Source organism: Microbispora sp. NPDC046933, assembly GCF_040644635.1.
Classification (GTDB): Bacteria; Actinomycetota; Actinomycetes; order Streptosporangiales; family Streptosporangiaceae; genus Microbispora.
In genome coordinates this window covers 167,188-194,186 of sequence record NZ_JBEYWW010000012.1, presented here as the reverse complement: position 1 = coordinate 194,186, position 26,999 = coordinate 167,188, and the positions used below count along the sequence as shown (strand labels likewise).

22 protein-coding genes are annotated in these 26,999 nt (G+C 71.8%); 8 read left to right on the top strand and 14 right to left on the bottom strand.

All coding sequences use genetic code 11. The features are described 5' to 3' along the window. Positions 1–75 precede the first annotated feature (75 nt). The 6 genes from ABZ857_RS18505 to ABZ857_RS18480 all read right to left on the bottom strand — a co-directional run bounded on the left by ABZ857_RS18505 (position 76) and on the right by ABZ857_RS18480 (position 6,396). Positions 76–693, bottom strand: coding sequence for a hypothetical protein (locus ABZ857_RS18505; RefSeq protein WP_357044394.1), 618 nt, complete (start codon positions 691–693; stop codon positions 76–78). A gap of 259 nt (positions 694–952) precedes the next feature. After that, positions 953–1,459, bottom strand: coding sequence for a hypothetical protein (locus ABZ857_RS18500; protein WP_357044392.1), 507 nt, complete (start codon positions 1,457–1,459; stop codon positions 953–955). Positions 1,460–1,908: 449 nt separating this feature from the next. Further along, positions 1,909–3,012, bottom strand: coding sequence for a hypothetical protein (locus ABZ857_RS18495; RefSeq protein WP_357044390.1), 1,104 nt, complete (start codon positions 3,010–3,012; stop codon positions 1,909–1,911). 151 nt (positions 3,013–3,163) lie between these two features. After that, positions 3,164–4,414 carry a zinc metalloprotease gene (locus ABZ857_RS18490; protein WP_357044388.1) on the bottom strand — a complete coding sequence of 417 codons (1,251 nt, stop codon included), beginning with the start codon at positions 4,412–4,414 and terminating at the stop codon, positions 3,164–3,166. 71 nt (positions 4,415–4,485) lie between these two features. After that, positions 4,486–4,746 carry a DUF3039 domain-containing protein gene (locus ABZ857_RS18485; protein WP_142647117.1) on the bottom strand — a complete coding sequence of 87 codons (261 nt, stop codon included), beginning with the start codon at positions 4,744–4,746 and terminating at the stop codon, positions 4,486–4,488. 84 nt (positions 4,747–4,830) lie between these two features. Continuing rightward, positions 4,831–6,396, bottom strand: coding sequence for a DHA2 family efflux MFS transporter permease subunit (locus ABZ857_RS18480; protein ID WP_357044386.1), 1,566 nt, complete (start codon positions 6,394–6,396; stop codon positions 4,831–4,833). Positions 6,397–6,531: 135 nt separating this feature from the next. On the opposite strand from ABZ857_RS18480, the gene ABZ857_RS18475 reads away from it, so the two are divergent. Further along, entirely contained in the window at positions 6,532–7,173 is a 642-nt protein-coding gene (locus ABZ857_RS18475) for a TetR family transcriptional regulator (RefSeq protein WP_357044384.1), read from the top strand. Between the two features lie 471 nt (positions 7,174–7,644). Continuing rightward, positions 7,645–9,042 carry a cellulase family glycosylhydrolase gene (locus ABZ857_RS18470; protein WP_357044382.1) on the top strand — a complete coding sequence of 466 codons (1,398 nt, stop codon included), beginning with the start codon at positions 7,645–7,647 and terminating at the stop codon, positions 9,040–9,042. A 100-nt stretch (positions 9,043–9,142) separates the two neighbouring features. On the opposite strand, the gene ABZ857_RS18465 is transcribed toward ABZ857_RS18470, so the two are convergent. The 3 genes from ABZ857_RS18465 to ABZ857_RS18455 form a co-directional block, all read right to left on the bottom strand. Beyond that, entirely contained in the window at positions 9,143–9,718 is a 576-nt protein-coding gene (locus ABZ857_RS18465) for a YqgE/AlgH family protein (RefSeq protein ID WP_079315330.1), read from the bottom strand. Positions 9,719–9,819: 101 nt separating this feature from the next. Beyond that, on the bottom strand, positions 9,820–11,229 hold the full coding sequence (locus ABZ857_RS18460; RefSeq protein ID WP_357044487.1) for an NAD-dependent malic enzyme: 1,410 nt from the start codon (positions 11,227–11,229) through the stop codon (positions 9,820–9,822). Positions 11,230–11,466: 237 nt separating this feature from the next. Then, positions 11,467–12,381 carry a tetratricopeptide repeat protein gene (locus tag ABZ857_RS18455; protein ID WP_357044380.1) on the bottom strand — a complete coding sequence of 305 codons (915 nt, stop codon included), beginning with the start codon at positions 12,379–12,381 and terminating at the stop codon, positions 11,467–11,469. 128 nt (positions 12,382–12,509) lie between these two features. Here ABZ857_RS18455 and ABZ857_RS18450 point away from each other — a divergent pair, with 128 nt between their 5' ends. Further along, positions 12,510–13,016, top strand: coding sequence for a DinB family protein (locus ABZ857_RS18450; RefSeq protein ID WP_357044378.1), 507 nt, complete (start codon positions 12,510–12,512; stop codon positions 13,014–13,016). 25 nt (positions 13,017–13,041) lie between these two features. Here the strand turns inward: ABZ857_RS18450 and ABZ857_RS18445 are convergent, their stop codons facing one another. Further along, on the bottom strand, positions 13,042–14,034 hold the full coding sequence (locus tag ABZ857_RS18445; RefSeq protein WP_357044376.1) for a hypothetical protein: 993 nt from the start codon (positions 14,032–14,034) through the stop codon (positions 13,042–13,044). 189 nt (positions 14,035–14,223) lie between these two features. Here ABZ857_RS18445 and ABZ857_RS18440 point away from each other — a divergent pair, with 189 nt between their 5' ends. Beyond that, a complete protein-coding gene (locus ABZ857_RS18440) occupies positions 14,224–14,796 on the top strand; it encodes a hypothetical protein (protein WP_357044374.1) in 573 nt (190 codons plus the stop codon). A gap of 107 nt (positions 14,797–14,903) precedes the next feature. On the opposite strand, the gene ABZ857_RS18435 is transcribed toward ABZ857_RS18440, so the two are convergent. Further along, positions 14,904–16,598, bottom strand: a complete 1,695-nt coding sequence (locus tag ABZ857_RS18435; RefSeq protein WP_357044372.1) for a methylmalonyl-CoA mutase family protein — start codon at positions 16,596–16,598, stop codon at positions 14,904–14,906. A 207-nt stretch (positions 16,599–16,805) separates the two neighbouring features. Here ABZ857_RS18435 and ABZ857_RS18430 point away from each other — a divergent pair, with 207 nt between their 5' ends. Continuing rightward, positions 16,806–18,536, top strand: coding sequence for a S8 family serine peptidase (locus ABZ857_RS18430; protein ID WP_357044370.1), 1,731 nt, complete (start codon positions 16,806–16,808; stop codon positions 18,534–18,536). A gap of 73 nt (positions 18,537–18,609) precedes the next feature. On the opposite strand, the gene ABZ857_RS18425 is transcribed toward ABZ857_RS18430, so the two are convergent. After that, the gene (locus ABZ857_RS18425; RefSeq protein WP_357044368.1) at positions 18,610–19,317 is read right to left on the bottom strand and encodes a response regulator transcription factor; all 708 of its coding nucleotides are present in this window, start codon (positions 19,315–19,317) and stop codon (positions 18,610–18,612) included. Further along, on the bottom strand, positions 19,310–21,079 hold the full coding sequence (locus ABZ857_RS18420) for a histidine kinase (protein WP_357044366.1): 1,770 nt from the start codon (positions 21,077–21,079) through the stop codon (positions 19,310–19,312). Before ABZ857_RS18420 ends, ABZ857_RS18425 begins: the two co-directional genes overlap by 8 nt. Positions 21,080–21,412: 333 nt before the next feature. Between ABZ857_RS18420 and ABZ857_RS18415 the strand changes: the two genes are divergently transcribed. Continuing rightward, positions 21,413–22,822 carry a serine hydrolase gene (locus tag ABZ857_RS18415; RefSeq protein ID WP_357044364.1) on the top strand — a complete coding sequence of 470 codons (1,410 nt, stop codon included), beginning with the start codon at positions 21,413–21,415 and terminating at the stop codon, positions 22,820–22,822. Here ABZ857_RS18415 and ABZ857_RS18410 read toward each other — a convergent pair. After that, positions 22,812–23,357: a MarR family transcriptional regulator gene (locus ABZ857_RS18410; protein WP_357044362.1), complete on the bottom strand. Its 546-nt coding sequence runs from the start codon at positions 23,355–23,357 to the stop codon at positions 22,812–22,814. The genes ABZ857_RS18415 and ABZ857_RS18410 overlap by 11 nt on opposite strands. A gap of 377 nt (positions 23,358–23,734) precedes the next feature. On the opposite strand from ABZ857_RS18410, the gene ABZ857_RS18405 reads away from it, so the two are divergent. Continuing rightward, positions 23,735–25,921 carry a hypothetical protein gene (locus ABZ857_RS18405; protein ID WP_357044360.1) on the top strand — a complete coding sequence of 729 codons (2,187 nt, stop codon included), beginning with the start codon at positions 23,735–23,737 and terminating at the stop codon, positions 25,919–25,921. Between the two features lie 288 nt (positions 25,922–26,209). Next, positions 26,210–26,932 carry a DUF4230 domain-containing protein gene (locus tag ABZ857_RS18400; RefSeq protein WP_357044358.1) on the top strand — a complete coding sequence of 241 codons (723 nt, stop codon included), beginning with the start codon at positions 26,210–26,212 and terminating at the stop codon, positions 26,930–26,932. The last annotated feature ends 67 nt before the right edge of the window (positions 26,933–26,999 follow it).

The window sequence follows — 26,999 nt, the reverse complement described above, 5'->3', positions numbered from 1 at the left end:
GGGGCGGGTGACCCGCGGAGCCGTCGGGCGTCCGCGGGCCCCCGCCCCGGAGTCGGTCAGTTAGCCGCGCTCACGTCACAGACGCGTCGGGACCGTGCAGTGGCCGGCGGTCAGCGGAAGGGTGGAGGCGCCGCTCGTGGTCGACACGCTGCAGTCGGAGTAGAAGAGGCTGCCGTCCGCCTTGCGCACCGTGACCCTGAGCAGCCCCACGGGAATCCCGCTGGTGTCGAGGCGGGTCAGAACGTTGTTGGTGAACGAGATGCCGTTGGTCGGCGCGGGCGCCAGCGTGACGTCGTACAGGTACCCCGGAGAGAACACCGAGGTGAGATCGGCCCAGCCCGTGCCGTCGTTGACGAACACGTGACCCCTGCGCGCCGACCCGGTGAACGTCGTCGAGCTCGTCGGCACGACGGCCGAGGTGCCGGGGGGCCCGCCACCACCGACCGTGAACGTGGTGACGATGTTGGTGCTGTCGAGGCGCGGGTAGGGAATGGGCGTCTTGTCCTTCTCCCCTCCGCCCTGCGGGCTCGTCGCCGCATGCGCGGCCGGGGCGGACTTCGCCGAGGTGGCGCTCGCCGCGACGGAGCCCGACAGCCCCACGGTCGCACAGGTCACCGCCACCGCGGCGGACCACATCAGCAGGCGACCGGTGCCACGCGAACCAGAGGCCGAGCCGCTCCTACGAGTAATCAACTGACTTTCCCCCATGGTGAGAATTCGTCTTTCCAGGCCACCGCGTCTCCGGGCGAACGCGCCCGGAGCCGCCTCTCGCATACAGAAAGAGCTCGCGGCGGATATCAGGCGGGCACCGTCAGGCAGCGCCGGACGATCGCCGCGGCCGCTTCCGAGCGTCTTTTTCCGGACCTTTTCCTGACGGGCCCGGCCGGCCGGTGGCCGGCCGGGCCGCGCGACGGTCCCGCCTCGGGAATCGGTGGCGGGCGCCGCGCTCACGTCACAGACGCGTCGGGGCCGTGCAGCGGCTGGCGGTCAGCGGAAGGGTGGAGGCGCCGCTCGTGTCCGACACCCTGCAGTCGGAGTAGAAGAGGCTGCCGTCCGCCTTACGCACCGTGACCCTGAGCAGCCCCACGGGAATCCCGCTGGTGTCGAGGCGGGTCAGAACGTTGTTGGTGAGCGCGAACTTGGTGCTCGGCGCGGGCGCCAGCGTGACGTCGTACAGGTACCCCGGAGAGAACACCGAGGTGAGATCGGCCCAGCCCGTGCCGTCGTTGACGAACACGCGGCCCCTGCGCGCCGACCCGGTGAAGGTGGTCGAGTCGGTCGGAGCCACGGAGCTCCCGCCGATCGTGAACGCGGTGACGACGTTCGCGCTGTCGAGACGCGGGTAGGGAATGGGCGTCTTGTCCTTCTCCCCTCCGCCCTGCGGGCTCGTCGCCGCATGCGCGGCCGGGGCGGACTTCGCCGAGGTGGCGCTCGCCGCGACGGAGCCAGACAGCCCCACGGTCGCACAGGTCACCGCCACCGCGGCGGACCACATCAGCAGGCGACCGGTGCCACGCGAACCAGAGGCCGAGCCGCTCCTATGAGAAATCAATTTGATTTCCCCCCAAGGTGAGAATTGGTCTTTCGGGTCACCGCGTTTTCGTGCGATGCGACCTCGAAGATACCTGTCCGGGGAAACGCGGGCAGCGAGCCACTTATCGGATGGCGGCAAACAGATGTCACGCCTATCTCAAAGCCGTTCCGGCGATAGCGGAATCTCCGGTTATATCGGTATCGAAGGGTCGGGATAAGGCCTACCCGCCTGTATGGGCATTCGGCGGTACGGGCACGGCGAAGCGCCGCGTCGAAATGCCCGCACCTCTCCTGCTTCGACGGCTATATACCTTGAACACCGTCACAAGAGGTGGCGGACGCCGTCACCGAAACAGCACACACGTGAGGGAGGGCTCAGCGGGCTCCCCACATCAGGCCCTCGATCTCGGCGCGCGACTGGGGACGGTCGGGATGGGCCAGCCCGAGCAGGACCGTGCTGCCGCCGTCCGGCCGGGTCAGCAGGGTCACCCGCATGAAGGCGGGCTCGTTCACCACGTCGGTGTACTCGGCCCGGACGGCCCGGGTGTGCCCCGGCCGCCCGCCGACGGTCACGGCGCGGTCGTCCAGCACCTCCACCTTGTCGCCGTGCAGCAGCAGCTGTGTGTAGAGATCGCTCAGGTCGATGACGGCCGAACGCAGGTTGGGCGGGTCCACCCGGTCGCCCGGCCGGGCCATGACCGTGGCGCTGTCCCCGTGCGCGGCGACGGACGTGAAACCGGTCACGGGCGCGACCACGCCCTCCCGCCACTGCGGCGGGAGCGTGTAGGCGACTCCGGCGATCTGGTCGTGGATCACCGTGGGAGGCGCGCTCTCGGCCCGTTGCAGGACCGTGACCACCACCGCGCCGATGACGGCGGCCGAGCAGACCAGCGCGAGCCCGCCGACGAGAAGGCGCCGCAGCCACCGCGGCATCGGGCGGGGGGGCGTCTCGGGTGGACGGTAGCGGCGGGCCGAGGGGGGCAGCTCGTCCTCCGGCTCAGAGGACTCCAGGCCCAGCGAAGGCCAGGCCGGACGGTCGACCTGGCGCCGCTCGAAGACCGGCGCGCCGTACGGGCGAGTGAACTCGCCTCCCACGGACTCCGGCCGCCCCGAGGAGCGCGCAGGCCCCTCCCCCGTGTCGCCGTAGAGCCCGGTGACGTCCCGCGCGAGCGCATCCCCGACCGCGCCGCCAGGCCGGCCGGTGAGGTCCCGCGCCGCCTCGGGCCTTCCCGAGGGACGCGTGGGCCCCTCCGCCGCGCCCCCGGCCGTGCCGTACAGGCCGGTGAAGCTCTCCTCGGCGAAGTCCCGGTCCGCATCCGGGCCGCCGTACGGCCGCGTGGGCCACTGCGGGGACGCCGTCGGCGTGGTGGACGACCGCGGCGGCCCGCCCGGAGCGCCGTACGGGCGGGTGCGGCCCTCCGTGGACGGCGGGTCCTCCTCTGCGGGGGGCCAGACCCGGCGGGTCCACTTGTCATCCACAAAGCCTCCCCGGGCGGCCTGGCCGGGCGCGTGGGACGGAACCGGCGAGCGACTCGGCGCTCAGGGCCGGGCGCGAGGCTTCGTGACCATGAACGCTGCTGTGGAGTTACTCACACCCACGCCGCCACGTCAACGGCTCCGGGCCGATTCGTCATCGCCCTGTTCCTCCTGGCGATTCCGCCTCGCCCTGTATGCCGCCGACCGGCTCCTCGTGGCCCTGCGCGGCGAGGCTCGGCACGGGACCGTCAGCGCCGTCAGCGCCGTCAGCGCCGTCCGTGCCGTCCGCGCCGTTCACGGCGGCCCCCTGGAGCCCCGCGGCGGCCTTCTGCAGTCCCGCGTCGGCCCCCTGCGGCGCCGGGCGGCGGTAGGCGTCCCACATCTGGTGGACGCGTACGCCCTGGCCCGCGGTGAACTCGCGCATGCAGCGGTCCTGGGCGTAATCCATGAAGTTGTGGATCGGATCGCCGCCCGCGGCGGGGCAGGTGTCCTTCTTCGGGGGGCAGCCGTTCGTCGGATACGCCTCGGCGGGGGTGTCGTCCACCGAGTCGCCCGGAGCCTTGCAGCCGTTCTCGAAGGTGTGCAGCAGGCCGAGCCAGTGGCCGATCTCGTGGACGGCCGTGAAACCTCTGGCGAAGTCGCGCAGCGGGCCCCCGGGGACGCTCCGCCAGTCGATCACCACGCCGTCCAGCACGGGCTCGTCGTCGTACCAGTACGGATAGGTGGAGTAACCGAGCACGAGCCGGCTCAGCTGCGCGATGTACAGGTTGAGCGTCTCGGGACCCCCGACCCGCAGCTTCTTCTTCATCGGCTCCTCGTAGCCGAGGGGGTCGCGGAACCAGTCCCGGTTGTCGGTGTGCGTGATGCCCTTGAGCTCGAAGCGCACGCCGGTGTCGGCCCCGCCGTACCCGCCGGAGTAGGCGGTGTTCAGTACGGCGATCTGCCGGGAGACGGCCGCGTCGGGCAGGCCGAGCGCGTGGTCCCTGATGATGTGCACCCACACCGGAACGGTGATCCGCTCGACGGCGCCGGGGGCGCTCCGCCGGCCGTTCGCGACGCTCCCCGGCCGCGGCGTGTCCCCCGGCTGCGCGGTCTCCCCCGGCCTCGACGTGTCCCCCGGCGGTGTCGTGCCGAGCCTGCGGGCCAGGTCGGCAGACATGCGCGCGACCTCGTCCGGCCCCGGCTCACGCGGCTCCAGCGCGTGCGTCAGCGCACCCACGCCGTGCCGGCGCTGCGGGACGGCGTGGCGGGCGAGGCAGGCGTCCGGCCGGGAGGCCGGCGATCCGCGCAGTCCGGTGCCGGTGAGACCACCGGTCTCCCTGGAGGCGGCGGACGCCGGGGCGGCGCAGGCGCCGCCCAGCGCGTAAAGGCATGCAAGGAAGACGGCGATGGGTCGCCGAACCATTCGTTCCCCCGATACGGCTGGTCAGAAGGCAGACCCTAACCGCCGGGGAGGCGATGATCCCGTATCGACACTCACTCGCCGGACGGCTCGCCCTTGGGCAACCCGTCGTAGATCTCCTTGCACTCCGGGCAGACCGGGTACTTCTTCGGGTCGCGGCTGGGCACCCAGACCTTGCCGCACAGGGCCCGCACCGGCGCGCCGGTCACGTAGCTCTCAGTGATCTTGTTCTTGTCGGCGAAGTGCGAGAAGCGCTCGTGGTCACCGTCGCCGTGCGAGAGCCGGGGTGTTACGTCGCTCTCGGGAAGAATCTTCGTGCCGCTCACGGATACCAAGTCTACTGAGCGAGCAGGCGCCCCCGCCCCGGACGTGCGTACGGCCCCCGCCGGGTGGCGGGGGCCGTACGGAGAGGACGGACGTCAGCCCATGTGGACCGGGGCGCCCTCGGTCTTGCGGCCGGCCTTGACGAACAGGGCCAGGGCAGCCGCGACGAGGGCGACCGCCGTGCTCACGACGAAGCCGAGGTGCAGGCCGTCCAGGAAGGACAGGTGCGCCGCGTCGGTGACCGTCTTGGCCACCTGGGCCGGCAGCCCGGGCGGGGCTTGGCCCACCGAGGCCATGGCCTTCAGCCCCTCCATCTCCGCGGGCTTGACGGCCTGCGCCATGGGGCCGAGGTAGCCCGGCAGCACGTCGGCCACCTTGCCGGACACGACCGCGCCGAGGATGGCGGTGCCGAGCGCGCCGCCGATCTGCATCGCGGAGTTCTGCACGCCGCCCGCGACGCCGCTCAGCTCCTCCGGCGCGTTGCCCACGATGATCTCCGTGGCGCCGACGAACACCGGCGACAGGCCGAACGCGAGCAGCACGAACGGGATCGCGGTGTCGGCGAAGGCGGCCTCGACGCTGAGCCGCGACATCAGGAACATCGCGAAGGCGCTGATCACCATGCCGCCCGCGATGGTGATCTTCGGGCCGAGCTTGCCGATGAGGATGCCCGCGATGGGCGAGGCGACGATCATGCCGGCGCTCATCGGCAGCATCCGCAGGCCGGAGTCGAGCGGCGTGAGCCCGTGCACGCCCTGGAAGAAGAACGTGAGGAAGAACATCGCGCCGAACATCGCGAACGACATGAGGATCATGAGGACGGTCCCGATCGAGACCGAGGCGTTGCTGAACAGGCTCAACGGCAGCAGCGGCTCGCGCACCTTCGACTGCCAGAACAGGAACACCGCCCCGATCACCACGGCGGCGGCGAGGAAGCCGAGCGTCTTGCCGTCGCCCCAGCCCCAGTCGGGGGCCTTGATGATGGCCCACACCAGCGAGAACATCGCGCCGGACAGCAGCACCACGCCGAGCCAGTCGACCCTGGACAGCATCTGCGCCTTGCTCTCCCGCAGCGCCCACAGGCCGAACGCCAGGGCCGCCACACCGACCGGCACGTTGATGAAGAACACCGACTGCCAGCTCACGTTCTCCACCAGGAGGCCGCCGACGATCGGTCCGGCCGCGCTCGACAGGCCGATGATCGCACCCCACGCGCCCATGGCCATGTTCAGCTTCTCACCGGGGAACGCCGACCGGAGCAACGCGAGCGCGGCGGGCTGGAGCAGCGCGCCGAAAAGGCCCTGCAGCACGCGCAGCGCGATCAGCATGGCCACCGAGGACGACAGGCCGATGGCGAGCGAGGTCAGCGCGAAGCCGGCGACGCCGATCAGGAAGACCCGCTTGTGCCCGAAGAGGTCGCCGAGCTTACCCGCGGTGATCAGGAAGACCGCCAGCGCGAGCAGGTAACCGCTGGTCACCCACTGCAGGTCCGCCAGCGACGCCTGCAGATCGGCCTGGATGGCGGGGTTGGCGATGGCCACGACCGTGCCGTCGAGCATGACCATGATCACGCCGAGCGAGACGGCGAGCAGCGTGAGCCATGGATGCCCCTGGCCCCGTCCTGGAGGCGCGTCGGCGTCCACCGATACGGCTTGAGTCATGGAGATTCCCCCTTAGCACCACTGTGTCGACCTGCAGCAATTTATGTCAGTCGATGACAGATGACAAATCCTTTTATCCGACATACGGTGACAACTGAGAGTTTGTGAACCGGCAGTTTCGAGGAGGTGACCGCCGTGGGTCTACGCGAACGCAAGAAGCAGCGGACGCGGGACGCTCTGATCGACGCGGCCCTCGACCTCTTCCTCACCAGGGGCTACGAGGCGACGACGATCGACCAGATCGCCGCCGAGGTGGAGGTCTCGCCCAGGACCTTCTTCCGGTACTTCGCTTCCAAGGAGGACGTCGCGCTCTCGCTGACCGCCGACGAGCAGCGGATGCTCCTCGCGGAGCTGGCCACACGCCCCGAGTCGGAGTCGCCGTTCACGGCACTGTGCCAGGCGATGCGTTCGTTACTGCAGATCCTACGAGAGGCGGATGAGACGGAGGCAGGCAGGTACCTGCGTTGCCAGAAGGTCGTGCACTCCACGCCCGCCCTGCTCGCCGGGACCATGCGGCTTGTGAAGGAGAACGAGCGCAAGCTGGTCGGCGAGGTGGCCCGCAGGCTCGGAGCGGACCCGTGCGACCTGCAGCCGCAGTTCATCGTGGCCGTCTTCGTCAGCGTGGCCCTCGCCTGCTTCGACGAGCGCACGCAGGACCCCGCCGTACTGACGCGGCGGCTGGAGGACCTGCTCGCGCTGGCCGAGCGCTCCCTGTGTCCCGGCTGGGACCTGCCCGTACGCTCCGGGGCGGCCGAGTCCGCCTCGACCCCGGGCTGACGTTTCAGGTGCAGCTCGCGCAGCCCGGTCAGGCGGCCGATCGTCTCCGGCAGCACGGTCAGCCGGTTGTCGTGGGCGCGCAGCTCGTGCAGGCCGGTCATGCCGCCGATCGACGCGGGGAGCGCGGCCAGCCGGTTCTCCGCGAGGTTGGGGTAGCCGAGCCGGTCGAGCCGTCCCAGCGAGGCGGGCACCCGCGGCACACGCCGCTTCACCGTGACCGCCCGCCACCCGCGTCGCCGCGGCGGGAGGATCGGCATGGCGACTGAATGTTTCATCGAGATGACGCCGCCCGGGTGATGGCCCTCGGCGGGAGATCGCGCTGGTCCGGTGGCACACCCTGCCGAACCGGTTCAGTGAGGGGCGGGCCCGTCGATGGCGACGCGAGAGCCGTCTCCTGTACGGCCCCTGCTCCCCCTGCCTATCGTGCGTTCGGCGCTTCCATCGGTGCCGATCCCCCACCCGAGGTACAGAATGAGAACACGTTTCATCGCCGCGGGCGCGGCACTCCTCGCCCTCCTGATGTCAGTGCTCGCGATGACCCAGAACGCGCAGGCCGCAACCGGACTGCACGTCAGCGGCACGAAGATCCTCGAAGCCAACGGGAACCAGTTCATCATGCGGGGCACCAGCCACGCCCACACCTGGTATCCGAGCCAGACGAGCTCGTTCGCGAACATCAAGTCGCTGGGCGCGAACACCGTCCGCGTCGTGCTGAGCGGCGGCCGCTGGACGGCCAACTCGGCGAGCGACGTCTCCAACGTCATCTCCCTGTGCAAGCAGAACCGGTTAATCTGCGTGCTCGAGAACCACGACACCACCGGCTACGGCGAGCAGAGCGGCGCGTACACGCTCGACCAGGCGGTGGACTACTGGGTCGGCCTCAAGAGCGTGCTGACCGGCCAGGAGAACTACATCGTCATCAACATCGGCAACGAGCCGTACGGCAACAACAACCCGTCGGCCTGGACCAGCGCGACCAAGAGCGCGATCAGCAGGATGCGGGCGGCCGGATTCCAGCACCTGCTGATGGTCGACGCGCCGAACTGGGGCCAGGACTGGCAGTTCGTCATGCGTGACAACGCCGCCTCGGTCTTCGACGGCGACCCCCAGAAGAACACCGTCTTCTCGATCCACATGTACGGCGTCTTCGACACGGCGGCCGAGGTCACCGGCTATCTCCAGGCGTTCCAGACCGCCGGCCTGCCGCTGGTGATCGGCGAGTTCGGCAACATGCACTCGGACGGCGACCCCGACGAGGACACGATCATGTCGCAGGCCCAGTCGCGGGGCGTCGGCTACCTCGGCTGGTCGTGGAGCGGCAACGGCGGTGGCGTCGAATACCTGGACCAGGTGACGAACTTCAACGTCAACCAGCTCACCTCGTGGGGCCAGCGGCTCTTCAACGGCGCCAACGGCATCAAGCCGACCGCCAAGGAGGCGACGATCTACAGCGGTCAGCCGCCGGTGAGCCCGTCCCCCAGCCCGTCCGCCTCGCCCAGCCCGTCCGCGTCGCCCAGCGCCTCGCCGAGCGCGTCCCCGAGCCCGAGCCCGTCCCCCAGCGGCGGCGCCAAGGGCTGCTCGGCGACATACCAGGTCGCCAACCAGTGGGGCGGCGGCTTCCAGGGCGAGGTGACCGTCAAGGCCGGCTCCAGCGCCATCTCCGGCTGGACCGTGACCTGGACGTACGCCAACGGCCAGACGATCACCCAGGTGTGGAACGCCACAGTGACGTCGAGCGGATCGTCGATCACCGCGAAGAACGTGAGCTACAACGGCGGCCTCGGCGCCGGAGCGTCCACCTCGTTCGGGTTCCTCGGCTCCTGGAACGGCACCAACGCGGTGCCGGCGGTGAGCTGCACCGCGAGCTGACACGCGACGCCTCACCCACGGCCGGGCGCGCTTCCCGCGCCCGGCCTCCGCGTGTCTCCGCGTGTCTCCGCGCGGCCCCGTGCGGGGCGTGCCTGGGGAATCAGTTGAGCAGGGGGTCGTCGGGGAAGGTGGCGACCAGCGCGAGGTCTCCCTTCTGCCTGCGCAGCACCGTGCGCCACAGCGTGGCCGGGTTCGGGTGGAAGGTGTCCCCCGGCTCGGAGTCCACGACGTACCAGGCGCCTTCCTGGAGCTCGTTCTCGAGCTGTCCCGCCGTCCAGCCCGCGTAGCCCGCGAAGATCCGCATCTGGGAGATCTCCCCCGCCAGGATCTCCGGAGGCGCGTCGAGGTCCACCGTGCCGAGGCGCGAGACCGCGGCCCTGCCCTGCAGCCGGCGCCAGCCCAGCGGTTCCTCGCCGCTGAGCACGACGGCGAGCGCGAGCGCGCTGTCCGTCTGCACCGGGCCGCCCTCGAACAGCACCGGAGGACCCGTGACCAGGGCGTCCCAGGAAGGTAAGACCTGGGTCACGGCGATCTCACTGGGCCGGTTGAGCACCACACCCAAAGTGCCGCCGTCCTCGTCGTGCTCCAGGACGAGCACCACGCTACGCCGGAAGTTGGGGTCGTCGAGCAGTGGCGTCGCTACAAGCAACCCGCCGACGTAGATCGCCTCCGCCATACATCCCATCATGAGGGAGGATTGCGGATTCGTGTACGCCGACCCCGGTTTGCCGCGTCATATTACTTACTGTGACGGCGACGTAACCGTGCGGGAGTCGATCAGGCTTCGGTGAAGCCGCGCGCCCTGCCGCCGGCCGACTCCCGTACGGCCGCCGCCACCGCGTTGGCCACATCGGGGTGGAAGACGCTGGGGATGATGTAGTTGGGACCGAGTTCCTCGCTCGTCACGACCGCGGCCAGCGCGCGGGCCGCCGCGAGGAGCATCTCCGGCGTGACGCCGTCCGCCTGGGCGTCGAGCAGGCCGCGGAACACGCCCGGGAACGCCAGCACGTTGTTGATCTGGTTGGGGTAGTCCGACCGGCCCGTGGCCACGACCGCCGCGTGCTCGCGGGCGTCGTCCGGGGAGACCTCCGGCTCGGGGTTGGCCAGCGCGAACACCACCGCGTCCTTCGCCATGGCGGCGACGTCGTCCCCGGTGAGGATCCCCGGGGCGGAGACGCCGATGAAGACGTCGGCGCCCTTGACCGCGCCGCGCAGGTCGCCGCCGTACCCCTCGCTGTTGGTGTGCTCGGCGATCCACCGCAGCGAGTCGTCGAGGTCGTCGCGGCCGAGGTGCACCGCCCCGCGGAAGTCGCAGACGACGACGTTCCTCGCCCCGGCCGCCAGCAGCAGGCGCAGGACGGCGGTGCCGGCCGCGCCGGCGCCGGCCATCGCGATCCGCACCTCGGAGAGCTCCTTGCCGACGACCTTCAGCGCGTTGGTCAGCGCGGCGAGCACGCAGATGGCGGTGCCGTGCTGGTCGTCGTGGAAGACCGGGATGTCGAGCAGCTCACGCAGCCGCCGCTCCACCTCGAAGCAGCGCGGCGCCGAGATGTCCTCAAGGTTGATGCCGCCGAAGCCGGGCGCGATGGCCCGCACGGTCGCGACGATCTCGTCCACGTCCTGCGTGTCGAGGCAGATGGGCCAGGCGTCGATGCCGGCGAACCTCTTGAACAGGGCGGCCTTGCCCTCCATCACCGGCAGCGCGGCGGCGGGGCCGATGTTGCCGAGGCCGAGGACGGCCGAGCCGTCGGTGACGACGGCGACCGAGTTTCGCTTGATCGTGAGGCGGCGGGCGTCCTCGGGGTTGCGCGCGATCGCCAGGCTGACCCGCGCCACGCCCGGGGTGTACGCCATCGACAGCTCGTCGCGGTTGCGCAGGGGGACCTTCGACTGCATCTCGATCTTGCCGCCGAGGTGCATGAGGAAGGTCCGGTCGGAGACCTTGTGGATCACGACGTCCTCGACCGCGCCGAGGCTGTCCACGATCGCCTGCACATGGTCGGCGTCCTTGGCCGCGCACGTCACGTCGATGCGGAGCTTCTCGTGACCGGCGTTGGTCACGTCGAGGGCGGTCACCACGCCGCCCGCGTTCTCCACCGCGTGGGTGAGCAGGCTGACCGCCTTGCCCCCTGCGGGCACCTCGAGGCGCACGGTGATCGAGTAGGACACGCTGGGCACGGTGGCCACGTCTATCCGCTCCTTTGCGGGGTGTTGCCTGGCCGTGCTCGCCCGGCTGCTCCAGTGGGGCGCGGCCTCCGCGTGGCGGCCACGCTCGCGCATCCGGCTGGACGGCTCATGGGTGCTATCCATCGTGCCATCCCCGGCGGGGTGTTTCAGCCCGGGCCGGTGCTCTTTCGTCACGCGCCGTGCCCGGCCCGCGCGCCGCCGTGCCACCGGGGCCGGGCGGGCGCGGGCGGGAACCGGTCAGAAAAGCGCGCTGGCCAGCGCCCTGCGCGCACGAGTGACCGACGGGTCGTCGGCGGGTAGCGCGTCGAACAGCCCCAGCAGGTGGACGCGCGCCTTGTCCCTGTCGGCGCCCCGGGTGCGCTTCACGAGCGCGACGAGCCGGTCGAACGCCTCGTCCACCTGGCCGTTCACCATCTCCAGGTCGGCGGCCTGGGTCTGCGCGTCCACGTCGTCCAGGCTCTCGGCGGCCCGGCGCAGCACGTCGGCCGGGTCGAGGTCCTGCGTACGCCGCAGCAGCCCGACCCCCGCGAGGCCGATCTTCGCGCCCTCATCCGACGGAGACCTCGCCAGCAGGCGCTCGTACGCGGCGGCCGCGGCGTCCAGGTCGCCCTTCTCCACGGCCTGCTCGGCCGCCAGGAGCTCGGGGTCGACCGGCGGCTCGGCGGGCTGGCCCTCGCCCGGCGCGGCCGGCTCCATGCCGAGCTGCTCGAACACCTGCGCCAACGCCTGCCGGAGTTGCGCCTCCGGCAGCGGGCCCTCGAACAGGGGCATGAGCTGCCCCTGGAAGGCCAGGTAGACGGTGGGCACCGCGCGCATCCGCAGCGCCTGGGCGAGCTGCGGGTCGGCCTCCACGTCCACCCTGGCCAGCACCCACGCGCCCGCCGCCTCCGCGGCCAGCTTCTCCATCACGCCACTGAACTGCCGGACCTGCTCGGCCCTGCTCACCGTCGCCTCGACGATCACGGGAACGCTCAGGGAGCGCTCCACCACGTCGGCGTTGAAGGTGGCCGAGGTCACCTCGATGACGTCCGCCGAGGCGGCTCCGGGCGGCCCGGCGGCCTCACGCCGCGCCTGCGCCTCGAGTGCCTGCTTGCGCGCGCCGAGGTCCACGGCGCCGTAGAGCGATCCAGGTCGAGAGAACTCCGCTGCCATACCCCCAATCCTGCCGTACCCGCCCGCGTGATCTGAGCCATCCCCGCTGTGTTCCTCCGGCGATCGGGGCGATTCCACGCACGCCGTAGGGTGAACGGCGCACGATCGCCACATGGAGGGAGCAGGACATGGCAGTCGAACGCATCGGCCCGCCGACCGTCGCCGGCGAGCGCGAGATGCTGCGCGCCTTCCTCGACTACCACCGGGCCACGCTCGCGCTGAAGTGCGACGGCCTGTCGGACGAGGAACTGCGCCGCAGGTCGATGCCGCCTTCGACGCTCACGCTACTCGGCCTGGTCAGGCACATGGCCGAGGTCGAGCGCGCGTGGTTCCGCCGCGTGATCGGCAAGGAGGACGTGCCACTCGTCTGGTCGGAGGAGGGCGACTACCAGGCGGCGTACGACCCGAGCGGGTCCACCGGCGCGGAGGCGTTCGCCGCCTGGCAGGCGGAGGTCGAGCACTCCCGCGGGATCGAGCGGGCGGCGGAGTCGCTCGACGTCACCGCCTACGCGCCCCGGTGGGGCGAGGAGGTGTCGCTGCGGCTGGTGATGCTGCACATGATCCACGAGTACGCCCGGCACAACGGCCACGCCGACTTCCTGCGCGAGGGCGTCGACGGGACCGTCGGCGTCTGAGGGCCTTGAGGCCGCCACAGAGTCGTCAGCGGGAGAAAAGGTCGATGATCTCGTGGCCGCGGCGGGTGCGCAGGATCCACACCTCGCGCCCCCTGCGCTCCCTGTGGATCAGCCCGGCCGCCTCCAGACGGTCGCAGTGGTAGGTGATGGCGCTCGGGACCGTGCCGGCCAGCGTGGCGAGCTGGCCCATGGTCGCGGGCCGGGCCAGCGACGACAGCAGGCCGGCACGGGCGGGACCGAGCATGGCGGCCAGCTCGTCGGCCGCTCGGCACGCGGGATCGGCCCCGAGCCACAGGGCGTCCGCCCGCGGGAGCGGGTAGGCGATCCAGACGTAGCCGGGCAGGTCGAGGTTGAGGATCGTGGCGTCGGGCCCGGAGAGCATGGGCACGAGCACCAGTTTGCGACGGCCGAGGTCGTACCGCGCGGGCTCCAGGTCGCTCATACGCAGGCTGCCGTCGGTGAACCTGATGCGCTCGCTGAGCGTGCCGAGGAGCGTGTCGAGCGCGCCGCGCACCACCGCCGTACCGACCCGCTCGACCTCCCGGTCGAGCAGCGGCTGCGCTCGCTCCCACAGAGGCCCGATCGCGGACCAGACATCGGAGACGGCGCTCGCGTACCCGTTCAGCCACCGGCGCGGCCGTTCGGCGGCCCACCGCCAGTGCTCGGGCACGCGCTCCGGCCCGTACGCCTGCTCCATGTCGTCGAGCAGCGCGTCCGGCCGCATGTCGAGCAGCCAGGCGAGCTGGGACTCCACGGAGGCGTCCGCGACCGGCGGCAGCGGGACGATCGTGTCCGGCGCCACGGAGTGGCCGGGCGCGCCGAGCGGGCGGCACGCCTGCCGGCCCTCGGCGCCGACGGACTCCCGGATCCTGCGCCGCCACCGCTCCGGCAGTCCCCGCCGCCGCGCGGCCACGGCGTCCACCAGCAGCGACAGCACCGACACCTGCGGCGATACCGCGACCGAAACTTCCGGGCTGGGGCAGAGCCGCAGTTCGCTCCACGTCTCCGCGCGTCGCACCTTTCCCCCGAGGCACTTGTTTCACTAGGTAACGGCACACCCTAGCTAAGCCGAGCAAAACCGCGCTGAAGCTTCAAAGATTCGCGAAACGACCGGGGCCATCGCTTGCACGTTCGTTGAAATGGCCGGGAACGCGGCCGCACACGGCCCAAGCTGACCGAGCGTTGCAACCTCGGGAAAGGACAGCACATGTCTATTCGGTTCGGCGGGCGCACCACCGCGTTCGGTCTCGCACTGGCCCTCGCCACCTCGGCGTCGGCCGCCGTCGCCGTCCCTGCCTTGGCCGCCCCGTCGTCGGCGACGGCGGCCGCATCGCGCACGTCCATCCAGAAGGTCCGGCTCTACGAACTGACGACCAAGGGCGACCAGGGCTTCTTCTACACGGCCAACCAGGCGGAGATGGAACAGGCCGTCACCAAGCACGGCATGCGGGTGACCCAGACGCCGCTGTACTCCATCTCCCGTACGGCCTTCCCCGGCGGCATGCCGATGTGGCGGCTCCGCTACACGGTCAAGTCGTCCTACCTGGTCACTGCCTCCCCCCAGGAGCGTGACCGGCTGGTCGGATCAGGCAAGTTCGTGAACGAGGGCATCCTCGGTTACGCGGCCGAGGACGGCTGCGCCGCCGGCACGACCAAGGTCTGGCGTCTGAGCGACAACGGCAAGTGGCGCCTGGCCGTGGAGTCGCACATGATCAGCATCGTCAACAACGAGCCCGGCTGGAAGCTCGACGGCCGGGCCCTCAACCACTTCATGTCGTGATCGCTTCCCGGCCGCCGGCCGAGCCCCGGCAGCGTGCCGGGGATGCCGGTCCGGCCGGAACGCGTTCCCGGGACGTCAGGGCGCAGGCCGTCCCGGGGACGTCCGCGTCAGAAGGCCGCGGGCTCGGAGTAGGTGCCCCACTCCTCGCGCAGGACGTCGCAGATCTCGCCCAGCGTGGCCTCGGCCCTGACCGCGTCCAGTATGGGCGGGATCATGTTGTCACCGGTCCTGGAGACGGCGCGCAGGGCCGCCAGCGCGCCGTCCACGGCCTTCCTGTCCCGCGCCGCGCGCCGCTCGGCCAGCACCTTGCGCTGCTCGACCTCGACCTCGTGGCTGATCCGCAGGATCTCCAGCGGCTGTTCCACGGTCGCGGTGTGGCAGTTCACGCCGACGATCCGCTTGTCGCCCTTCTCCAGCTTGCGCTGGTAGTCGAAGGCCGACTCGGCGATCTCCGACATGAACCAGCCGTCCTCGATGCCCCGCAGGATTCCGGCGGTCATCGTGCCGTCGCCGCCCATCTCCCGGATCTTCGCGAAGACCTTCTCCGCCTCGGCCTCCAGCCGGTCGGTCAGCGCCTCGACGTACCACGAGCCGCCCAGCGGGTCGACGACGTTGACGACCTCCGTCTCCTCCATGATCACCTGCTGGGTGCGCAGCGCGATCTCGGCGGCCTTCTCCGAGGGCAGCGCGAGCACCTCGTCCAGCGCGTTGGTGTGCAGCGAGTTGGTGCCGCCGAGCACGGCCGCCAGCGCCTCGATCGCGGTGCGGACGATGTTGTTGTCCGGCTGCTGCGCGGTCAGCGACACCCCCGCCGTCTGGGTGTGGAAGCGCAGCCACTGCGCCTTGTCGGTGCGCGCGCCGTACACGTCGCGCATCCAGCGGGCCCAGATGCGCCGCGCGGCGCGGAACTTCGCGATCTCCTCGAAGAAGTCGATGTGCGCGTCGAAGAAGAACGACAGGCCCGGCGCGAACACGTCCACGTCGAGTCCGCGCGACAGGCCGAGCTCGACGTAGCCGAAGCCGTCGGCGAGCGTGAAGGCCAGCTCCTGCGCGGCCGTGGCCCCCGCCTCGCGGATGTGGTACCCCGACACCGACAGCGGCTTGTACGCGGGGATCTCGGCGGCGCAGAACTCCATCAGGTCGCCGATCAGCCGAAGGTGCGGCTCGGGGGCGAACAGCCACTCCTTCTGCGCGATGTACTCCTTGAAGATGTCCGTCTGGAGCGTGCCGTTCAGCTTCCCCACCGGCACGCCCTGCCGCTCGGCCGCGACCACGTACATGCAGAAGATCGGTACGGCGGGCCCGCTGATGGTCATCGACGTGGTGACCTCGCCGAGCGGGATGCCGTCGAACAGCAGGTCCATGTCGAGGGCCGAGTCGATCGCCACGCCGCAGTGGCCCACCTCGCCGAGCGAGCGGGGGTCGTCGGAGTCGCGGCCCATCAGCGTCGGCATGTCGAACGCCACCGACAGTCCGCCGCCCCCGGCGCCGAGGATCATCTTGTAGCGCTCGTTGGTCTGCCTGGCGTTGCCGAACCCGGCGAACTGCCGGATGGTCCAGGGGCGGCCGCGGTAGCCGGTGGCGTACAGGCCGCGGGTGAAGGGAAACTCCCCCGGCCAGCCGATGCGCTCGAACCCGGGGGCGTCGCCGGGCGGCCCGTAGACGGGGTCCACCTCCAGCCCCGACAGGGTCCGGAACTCGCGGTCCCGCTTGAAGGCGGCGTCGTACCGCGCCTGCCAGCGGGCCCTGCCCGCCTCGATCGCCTCGGCGCTCACCGCGGCGCTCGTCGCATCCGGCTTCATCTACCCCTCCCCGCATCTCACTCCCCGAGAAAATACTAGGACGTCCTACTAAATTCGGCCACCGCCGACGCCCGGACGTCACGGGACTGACCACCCGCCTCCACGACAGTCATGTCACACGTTGGTCGCGAATTGTCACGGACCTTTGACAGAGCCAGGAAATCTTCAAACATGGTCAGCGCCCTTGAAGTCCACACGGAGGTGGATGTGAAGCGCTTGACAGTCGTCGCCGCGACCGCGGCGATGGTGGCGGCAACCCTCGCCACACCCGCGCAGGCCGTACCGACGGCCGCCGGGTCGGCGGCCCAGACCGAATACGTGGTTCTGTACAAGGAAGGCGCGGCCGCGGCGGACGCCCAGAAGGCGATCGAAGCGGCGGGCGGCAGCGTGATCAAGGTGAACACCGAGGTCGGCCTGGCCACGGTCAGCACCACCAACGCCGGCTTCGTCGACGCCCTGCGGGGCGCGGCGGCCATCGAAGGGGTCGCCCGCAACCAGGTGATCGGCAGCGCGCCGGACGACGCGAAGGCGTCCGCCGCCGCGAGGAAGGCCGTGGCGCAGACGGCCAAGAACAAGGCCGTCGAGAAGGAGGGCCGGGGCGGCCCGCCCGTCAGGTGGGGCCGCGACGTCAAGGACGAGCCGCTCGCCGAACTGCAGTGGGACATGAAGCAGATCCGCGCGGACCAGGCCCACAGATACGAGCAGGGCGACAAGGGCGTCCTCGTCGGCATCCTCGACACCGGCGTCGACGGCTCGCACCCCGACATCGCGCCGAACTTCGACCGGAGGCTGAGCCGGAACTTCACCGTCGACCTGCCGGCCGACGCCAACGGCACGGTGATCGACGGGCCGTGCGAGGAGGACCCCGACGGCTCCTGCACCGACCCGAACGACGTGGACGAGGACGGCCACGGCACCCACGTCGCCTCGTCGATCGCCGCGCCCATCAACAAGCTGGGCATCTCGGGCGTCGCGCCGAAGGTGACGATCGTGAACCTGCGGGCCGGCCAGGACTCGGGCTACTTCTTCCTCCAGCCCACCGTCGACGCCCTCACCTACGCGGGCGACATCGGCGTCGACGTGGTCAACATGAGCTACTACATCGACCCGTGGCTGTTCAACTGCGCCGACAACCCGGCCGACAGCCCCGAGGAGCAGGCCCAGCAGCGGCTGTACATCGCCGCCACCCAGCGGGCGATCAACTACGCGCACGCCCACGGCGTGACGGTCGTCAGCGCGGCCGGCAACGAGGCGATCGACTACACCAAGACGAACGTCGACACCCGCAGCCCCGACTTCGCCGGTTTCCCCGGCCAGGCCGCCAGGTCCCGGACCATCCCCCCGTCCTGCGTCTCGCTGCCGAGTGAGGCCGAGCACGTGATCTCGGTCTCCTCGACCGGCATCAGCAAGCGGAAGGCGTACTACTCCAGCTACGGCAACGGCTACGTCGACGTGGCCTCGCCCGGTGGCGACGTCTACGACACCCCCGGCAACACGAGGGACGTCACCAAGGCCACGCTCTCGGCCTACCCCAAGGCGCTCGCCGTCGCCAACGGCGAGATCGACGAGAACGGCGACCCGACCGTCGACTACGTCGTGAAGGACTGCAAGGGCTCCGTCTGCGGCTACTACCAGTACCTGCAGGGCACCTCGATGGCCTCGCCCCGCGCGGCCGGCGTCGCGGCGCTGATCGTCAGCCGGTACGGCAAGCACGACCGCGTCCACGGCGGCCTGACGCTGGACCCGGACAAGGTGGAGGCGATCCTCAAGGGCACGGCCACCAGGACGGCCTGCCCGAACCCGCCCGCGTTCACCTACACCCGCAACCTGCCGAGCGGCTCCACCGTGACCGCGACGCACACCTGTGAGGGCGCCGCCGACAACAACGGCTTCTTCGGCAGGGGCGTCGTCGACGCCCTGCGCGCCGTCGGCCGCTGAGCTGAGCCGATCCCCTGGGGCCGGTGGCGCACCCGTGCGGGGGTGCGCCACCGGTCCGCCCGGGCGGCGCGGATCACGAACCGCCCAGGTACGCGAGGACGGCGGCGACCCGGCGGTGGATGTCCGGGCTGGCCTCCAGCCCCAGCTTCAGGAAGATCGAGTTCACGTTCTTCTCCACGGCGGAGATCGACAGGGACAGCGCCCGCGCGATGCCGCCGTTGGATCTGCCGCGCGCCATCTCGCGCAGCACGTCACGCTCCCGGGGCGTGAACGCCTCCCGCTCTCCTCGTACGGCGCGGCGCGCCAGCAGCCCCTCCACCACCTTGGGGTCGATGACCGAGCCGCCCGCGGCGACCGAGCGGATCGCGCCGAGCAGCTCGTCGAGGTCCCCCACCCGGTCCTTCAGCAGGTACGCGAGGCCCTCGGTGCCGCCCCTGAACAGTTCGAAGGCGTAGATCGAGTCGGCGAACTGCGACAGCACGACGACGCCGACGCGGGGATCGGCCGCGCGGATCCGGTGGGCGGCGTCGATCCCCTCGAACCCCGGCCGCCAGCCCTCGCCCGGCATGCGGATGTCGGTGACGACCACGTCGGGACCGAGCCGCCTGGCCGCGTCGACCAGTTCCGCCGCGCTCCCCAGCGCCCCGACGACCGCGACCTCCCCCGAGCTCTCCAGCAACTGCCGGGTGCCCTCCCGTACGAGGTAGTGGTCGTCGGCGACCAGGGCGCGCAGCCTGCGCGGTTTCCTCCCCGCGCCGGGCCCGGCGACGCTTTCAGGCATTGGCGGTCACCCAGGCGCGCACCCGCGTTCCCTCTCCGGGTCCGGCCGTCGTCTCCAGCCCGCCGCCGAGCGCCGCCATGCGGTCGGCCAGCGTGGCCAGTCCGCGGTGTGGCACGGCCCGGGGGTCGAACCCCGTCCCGTCGTCGGTCACGGACGCCTGGAGCCTGCCGCCGTCGTGCCAGAGCCGCACCTCGATCCGCGACGCCCTCGCGTGCTTGAGCGCGTTGGCGATCGCCTCGCTGACCACGAAATACATCGCTCCCTCGATCTCGTCAGGGAACCTGCGGGCGCGCAGGGCCCGGTCGGCCGTCACGGTGGTCGCGACCGGCAGGCCGGAGCATCGTCCCTCGACGGCCTCCACCAGCCCGCCCTGGCTCAGCACGGAGGGATGGATGCCGGCCGCGAGCTCCCGCAGGTCCGCCAGCGCCTGGCGCGCCTGTTCCCGCAGCAGGGCCAGGGCCTCGGCCCCGCCACCCGTCGCACGGGCCAGCTCCAGCCCCGCGATCAGCGCGACGAGCTGCTGCTGCACGCCGTCGTGGATGTTGCGCTCGATCCGCCGCCGCTCGGCCTCCTGGGCGTTCACCAGCCGGGCGGCCAGCGCCGCGCTGCGGATCGCGAGCCCGACCGGCACCGCCAGCGCCGCGAGCAGCCGCCGGTCGTCGCGTGTCAGCCGCCCCGCCGCCCTGGGCCCGCAGGTGACACGCCCCAGCCCGGCCGGCACCGTGAGCACGGCGTCGCCTCGCTCCTCCCCCGCCACGACGCGGGTGCCGTCCGCGAGCTCGACGGCGGCCCAGCGGGCGTCCAGGCCCGCCCGCACCGCCTGCGCCAGCCTGCCGAGCTGCTCGACCGGCTCGGCCTCCTCCAGGTCCGGGCCCAGAGTGGACAGCAGTTCGTCGACCGTCGGGCGGACGTCGAACACGAGGTACAGACGCGAGCCCCTGACGCCGACCCGGATGTCGAGCAGGTCGTGCCGCACCACGGCGGCCCCGATGGCGGCCGGCAGCGCCCCCACCACGCCGAGCACCCCGACGACGTCGGCGGCGTCGTACGTTTCCGAGGCTCCCGCGACCATGATCACGACGAACGCGCCGAGGTTGGCCAGCAGGCCCGCCACCATCCAGCCGAGCCGGCCCCGCTCCGCCGGGTCGCCCCGGAACAGACGGGTGAGGAGGCCGCCCAGCACGACCAGCGCCACCAGGAAGGCGACCAGCTGGCCGGCCGACGCCAGCAGTACGGCGACGAAGCCGAGCGGTCCCCGCAGCCCGAGGGGGTTGGCGTGCTCGACCTCGTCCGGATAACCGCCGGGCAGGAACAGCACGCCCAGCCAGTGCGCGGCGATCGCTCCGGCCGCCGCGACCGCGACGACCCGCCAGCGCCGTGACGGCAGCCTCCCGTCGGGAAACAGGAGCGGCACGAACACCCACGACAGGCCGTAGAAGATCGGGAACGCCGAGCTCAGCACGGCGGCGACGACGATCGGCCAGTACGGGTCCGGGCCGAGCCGGATCAGCAGGCCGATACCGAGTCCGCCCAGCCCGAGACAGTCCGCGGCGGCCAGCAGCAGCCAGCCGTAGGCGTTGTCCGGCCGCCGGGCCGCGATCAGCCAGCCGAGGGCGGGCAGCACCAGGGCGATCACTATGAACGCCCACTGCGACGCGGGAGCCGGCAGCCCCGTCTCCAGCAAGGCGCCGGCGACGATCCCGGCGGCGGCGACGGCGGCCATGCCCGCCGCGAGCGGCCGGGCCGCTGCCGTGGACTTCATGCCAGGCATCGTGGCGGGCCGGCGCGTCCGCCGTCTATGAGGTTGTCCTCACATTCGGTGCGGCTCCCCGCAGCCCGCGGGCCGGGGGCCCGCCGGGTGTCGGGACCGCCCTGTGATCGTTAGCGTGAGATCACGTGGACGCCCCCCGCTGCGGCGAGCCGGTGACCGGCCCGCGCGCCCCGGCCCGGATGTGAGGGCACCCGGGCAGAACGGGCGCCCACCCGCCGCACCGCGGCGGTGGGCCCCGCGCCCCGGTCCGGGCGGCATCCGGGGGCTCACGGCAGAACCCGCGCGCCCCCTCCGGAGCGATTCCCAACCGTAGAAGGAGCTTGCATGCCTGACTCGTCGAGATCGATGCGCACCAGGACGATTCCCCTCATGAGCGCGGCACTGGCGCTCGCTGTGGCGGCCACCGCCGCCCCCGCCGCCGCGGCCCCCGCCGGAAGTGCCGTCGGCGCCGGTGCGGCGATCGCCGCGGCGGCGCCCACTCCCACCGGCACACCGGACATTCCGAACTCACCGGTGGGCGAGCAGCTTCGCTGGCTCCTCGCGGCGGTCGCCGCCCTGCCGATCCCCGAGGACCAGATCAGGGCCCACTTCAGCGCCTCCTTCCTCGAACAGCTTCCCCCGGCCCAGCTCAACGCGGCCCTCGATGCGATGGGCGGCGTACGGCTCGAGTCGCTGACCCAGGTCACGCCCACCGCCCTCTCCGGGGTGGTCACGACCGCCCAGGGACGGCTCCAGCTCACCATGTCCGTCGACGGCGACGGGAGGATCGACGGCCTCCTGTTCGGCCTGGAGCAGCGCCCGGCGCCGCGGAGCTGGGCCGAGCTGGACAAGCGCCTGCGTGCGCTCGCCCCCCGGGTGGGGTTCCTGGCGGCCGAGGTCCGCGGAGACGGCAAATGCCGTCCCGTGCACACCGTCGCGCCCACCACCCCACGGCCGCTCGGTTCCATGTTCAAGCTGTACGTGCTGGGCGCGACGGCCGAGCAGATCAAGAAGGGCCGGCTCTCCTGGGACACGCCCCTGACCATCCGGCCCGAGCTGAAGAGCCTGCCCAGCGGCACGCTCCAGGACCGCCCGGACAACAGCACGGTCACCGTACGGGAGGCGGCCAAGCTGATGATCTCGATCAGCGACAACACGGGTGCCGACCTGCTCATCGACAAGGCCGGCCGCGCCCAGGTGGAGGCCCAGGCGCGCAAGTGGTCCAGTCACGCGGCGCTGAACCGGCCGTTCCTCACGACCAGGGAGCTCTTCCTCCTCAAGGGGGCGGACTACCCCCGCCTCGCGAAGAAGTACCTGTCCCTCGACCGGACCCGCCGGTACCGCTACCTGACCGCCACCGTCGCGCGTACGCCCCTGACCGAGGTCAAGCCGTGGAACAAGCCCAGGGACATCGACAGGCTGGAGTGGTTCGCCTCTCCCGGGGACGTCTGCCGCGCCTTCGCGGGCCTGTCGGCGCTGAACACGCCGCCCCTCGACGAGGCCATGTCCGCCAACGACGCCGGGCTCGGGCTCGACCCGAAGGCATGGCCCACCGTCTGGCACAAGGGCGGCTCCGAGCCCGGTGTGCTCTCCATGGGCTACCTCGCCCGTGACGCCTCGGGTAGGACGTACGTGGTGACCGCGCTCACCGGCGATCCCCGCACCGCAATGGACGAGACCTCGGCCGGGGCCGAGCTGCTGGCCCTCGTCCGGGGCTCGTTCGCGATGCTCTCCGAAGGCCGCGTCAGGAGCTGAAGTCGCCCGCCGCGACGCGCAGGGTCCGCAGCAGGCCGAACATCTCGCCCAGCTCGGCGTCGTCGTACATGCCCATGCAGAAACCCGCGTCCATCAGGTCGGCCGTGGCCCGCCGCACGATGTCCCGGCCCTCGTCGGTGATCTCGGCGAGCACGCCGCGGCCGTCCCGCGGGTTGCGCATGCGGCGGACCAGACCGGCCCGTTCGAGGCGGTCCACGGTGTTGGTCACGCTCGTCGGGTGCACCATCAGCCGCTCGCCGATCTTCGACAGCGGCAGCGAGCCTGCCCGGCTGAACGTGAGCAGCACGAGCGCCTCATACCTGGCGAAGGTCAGGTCGTACGGCTTGAGCAGCGTGTCCAGTTGCGCCAGCAGGATCTGATGGGCTCTCATGATCGAAGTGACGGCGGCCATGGCGGACGACGGGCCGAACGTCGAGCGCCAGGTCTCGGCCGCCCGCTCGATCGGGTCGAACGGGAGCTTGAGCGGCCGGGGGCCACCCGTGGGCGGCGGCTCTGAGCTGGGCGGAACGGACACAGCGATATACGGTAGCGCGACACCGGCCATGATCGACCGGCGCACCGAGCGTAACCGAATTCATTCCTTGACCCCAGAACTCCCCCCGTCCGGGTCACGCTCCGTTATGGTTGCCACGTCGAAAGGTGAGGCGGCGGCAAACCCGGCGGCACGGGGAACCCCGTCTGCTAGAGGGCGTCTCGCGGACGGGGGTCCGCGGGGGACGCGCCCGACGGCGGGCGAGGCGGGGCCGGCCGGCGAACCAGCGCCACGGGGAACGGCGTGGGTTCGCGCACCGCTCACACAGACACGGGGGAGATTCTCAATGGACAGCATCGCTGTCCCGGCGCCGCATGCGCGCCGGACTTCGGTGGCGTGGCCGGGGGCCGCGCCCTGCTGTGGGTGAGCATAGGGGCGGTTCACGCGGTGAGCTGAGACACGGCGCGCTGGTCGCGGCGACCGTGCTGCTCGTGCTGGCGCTCGTCGCCGCGTGGAGCGTCCTCATTCCCGGTTTCATGGACTGGGACGACATAGTGGCGGCCGTCATCGGCTCGCTGCGCCTGACGGGGCCGCTCGGAGCCGCGTTCGCGGCCTGGGTCGCGCTCCGCAGGCGCCGCGCGGAAAAGGGCCGTGTCCTGACGCCGTGGCGGGCCGCCAGGGCGCCGCTGTCGATCATCGCGGTCGTCACCGGTTCCTTCGGAGCCACCGTGCTGCTGCTCGGGCTGCGCGCCGCGCTGACCGGGCAGGGCGGACCGCTGCTGCCCGGCGGTCTCGCGATGTCCGTCGCCGGGCTGGGGCTGTATGTCGTGGTCGGCTGGATCCTGGGCTGGCTCGTGCCGGTCGTCGTCGTCCCGCTGATCGCGGGAGCCGGCACGTACGGGCTGTTCACCTGGCTCGCCACCGGGCCCAACTGGGCCGACCGGCTCGCTCCCGCCACCGGGGAGCCGTACGACCTGCTCTCGGGCGTCAGCGAGACCGCCTACGCGGACCAGACGCTCTGGCTGCTGGGCCTCAGCACCGCGCTGCTCCTCGGATGGGTGGCCCTGGTGACCCGGCGGACGCTGGCGCTGGCCGCCGCGGTGATCGCCGTGCTGGCCGCCGGGACCGGCGCGGCCCGGCTCGTCACCGTGCCGCGGACGATAACGGTGAGCGAACGCCTCGTCTGCCAGGAATGGCCGATCAGCGTCTGCGTACATCCGGCGCTGCGTGGGGGTCTGGCCGAGCTCGCCACCGTGTTCACCACGCTCGCAATGCGCCTGAACGGCACGCCGGCCGCCTTCAAAAGGGTCGAGCAACGGGCGTACGGCGAGGAGGACTCGGCGGGACCGGGAGTGGTCGTCGTCCACATCGACGACCTCGGGTCGGGGTACGCCCAGCGGGCGGCCACCGAGTTCCTCGACCGCCTCGCCCGCCCCTGCCCGGAAACCGTGGCCGCGGGCTACCGGGCCATCGTCGTCGCCTGGCTGCGCGGCGTCTCACTGCCCAACGGACCGTTGCGCGAGCACCACGAGGCGTCCATCTGGTTCTCGGAACTGACCGAGGCCCAGCGGCACGACTGGCTGCGCATGTTCTACTCCGACTTCGTCTCCTGCGGCCTGCAGGCCAAGCACTTCGGCGGCGGCACGGGGCACGCCGATCCCGTCGCGACGGGCTATCCGGCGAACCCCACCCCCGCGTACGCGCCGGGCTATCCGGTCGAGCCGACCTATCCGGGTACGGCCGTCGCCACCGGCATGCCGACCGGCCCGGATCCCGGCTGGGAGCGGGAGACGGACCCGCGCGGCGGCGGAACCGGTCCGGGATGGACCGGCCCGAGCCCGTCCGCCCCGGTGTGGCCGTCCCCCGCCGCGAGCCCGGCGGGCCAGGATCCGGCGGGTCAGGACCCGATGGGTCAGGGCTCGATGGGCCACGGTCCGATGGGCCGCCCGGGTTATCCGGGTTCGTGGGACATACCCAGCGGCGAAGGCGCCCGGAGAGGCGGTCCCTGGGCCCCCGGCCCGGGACGGTCGCCGCACCCCTGGCGGCCCGGTAGGAGCGGCAGGCCGGGTGACAACGCCTCCCCGGGCCGGGCGGGTGAGCCCGGCGCGCAGGCACGGCCCGGCGGCGTCGCGAGCCCGTCACCCGTCCAGGACCGGCCCGCCCGCCCGCAGCCCGGCGCCTCACCCTCCGGCCGGCTCCAGGCCGGCGGCCCGGCGGCACAGGGCGGGGCACAGGGCGGGACACAGGGCGGGGCGCAGGGTCACGACGACGCGTCGGGCCGTGGGCGGTCTTCCGGGCAGGGTGGCGCCGAAGGTCGGCCGGCGGGAACCGGCGGGCAGGACGTGCCGCGCGGGGACGACGGCCGGGGCGGGCGTCGCGCCCGTCCACGTGTCCCCGGCCCCGGCGGTGCGGCCCGCCATGTCCCCGGTCGCGACGGGCACGAGGGGCGCCCCGGCCGCGACGGCGAGCGCACGCCGGACGAGACGGGCCGCTCCGACCGCGCCCGGCCCGCCACCGGCGACACCACCGGCGCCCGCGACGCGAGCCCTCAGGACAACCCCGGCGTGGCCGGCGTGCCCGGCGCGCTCCTGGCCCCCGCCGCATAGGGGCCCGCACCGCGACGGGTGAACCGGGCGCGGCACGCTCCAGGTCACCGGGCCGCGCCGCTCCGCGGGCGGACGGGACGAAAGCGCCGGCGTCCGGCGGGCGGACGGGACGAAAGCGCCGCACCGGAACCGCGTCCGTGCTGGGGCCGGGACGTAAGCATTGCGGCGGAGCCGCGTCCGGCATGCGGACGGGCGAAAAGACGGGTTTGGGAGGGCCGAAGCACGGTTCGGAGGCAGCAATGATCTTGCCGAACGTGAGATCGCGGGAATACCGGGAAGATTCCCCTCGTGGACCGTCAGACCCGTCCCTCGTTCGCGCCGGCCGACTCCGGCGCCGCCGCCACCGACGCCACGGCGAGCGCCGGGGCCCCCGCACGCCGCTCCCGGCGCGGCTGGCGGGTGCTCGCCGGCCTGTTGTTCGTGGTCCTGCTGCTCGTGGTCGGCGCCCGGCTGACCTGGTCCTGGCTCAACCCGCTGGGCGAGCAGACCATCGACCGCAGCGGCCCCGCGCTGCTCCGGTCGGTGCAGAACCTGAGCCGGTTCGAGGCCGCCACCGGCGACTTCCAGGTCATCGTCGACCTGGAGAAGGACGCGAAGTTCCTCCCCGACGCCATCAAGGGCACCCGCACGCTCTTCGTGGGCGCCGGGAACGTGGACGCCTACGTGGACTTCTCCGCGCTGCCCAAGGACGCCTTCACGGTCTCCCCCGACCGTACGGCCGTGACGGTGCGGCTGCCGCACGCCGAGCTGGAAAAGCCCAACCTCGACAACAAGCGGTCGTACGTCTTCGCGCAGGAGCGGGGCATCTTCGACCGCATCTCCGACTTCCTGTCGTCGTCTCCGCAGAACCAGCAGGAGCTCTACGTGCTGGCCGAACGCAAGATCGCCGACGCGGCCACCGCCAGTGACCTGCGCTCGCGGGCCGACCAGAACGCCAAGGCCATGCTGGAGGGCATGCTGAAGTCCCTCGGCTTCACGACGATCACGGTCAAGTACGCCGGCGAGCCCTGACCCGTCGGCCGCCCTGACGCGAGAGCCGTACGGGCCCGAGGGGGCACCCGATACCAGCGCGTCCCGA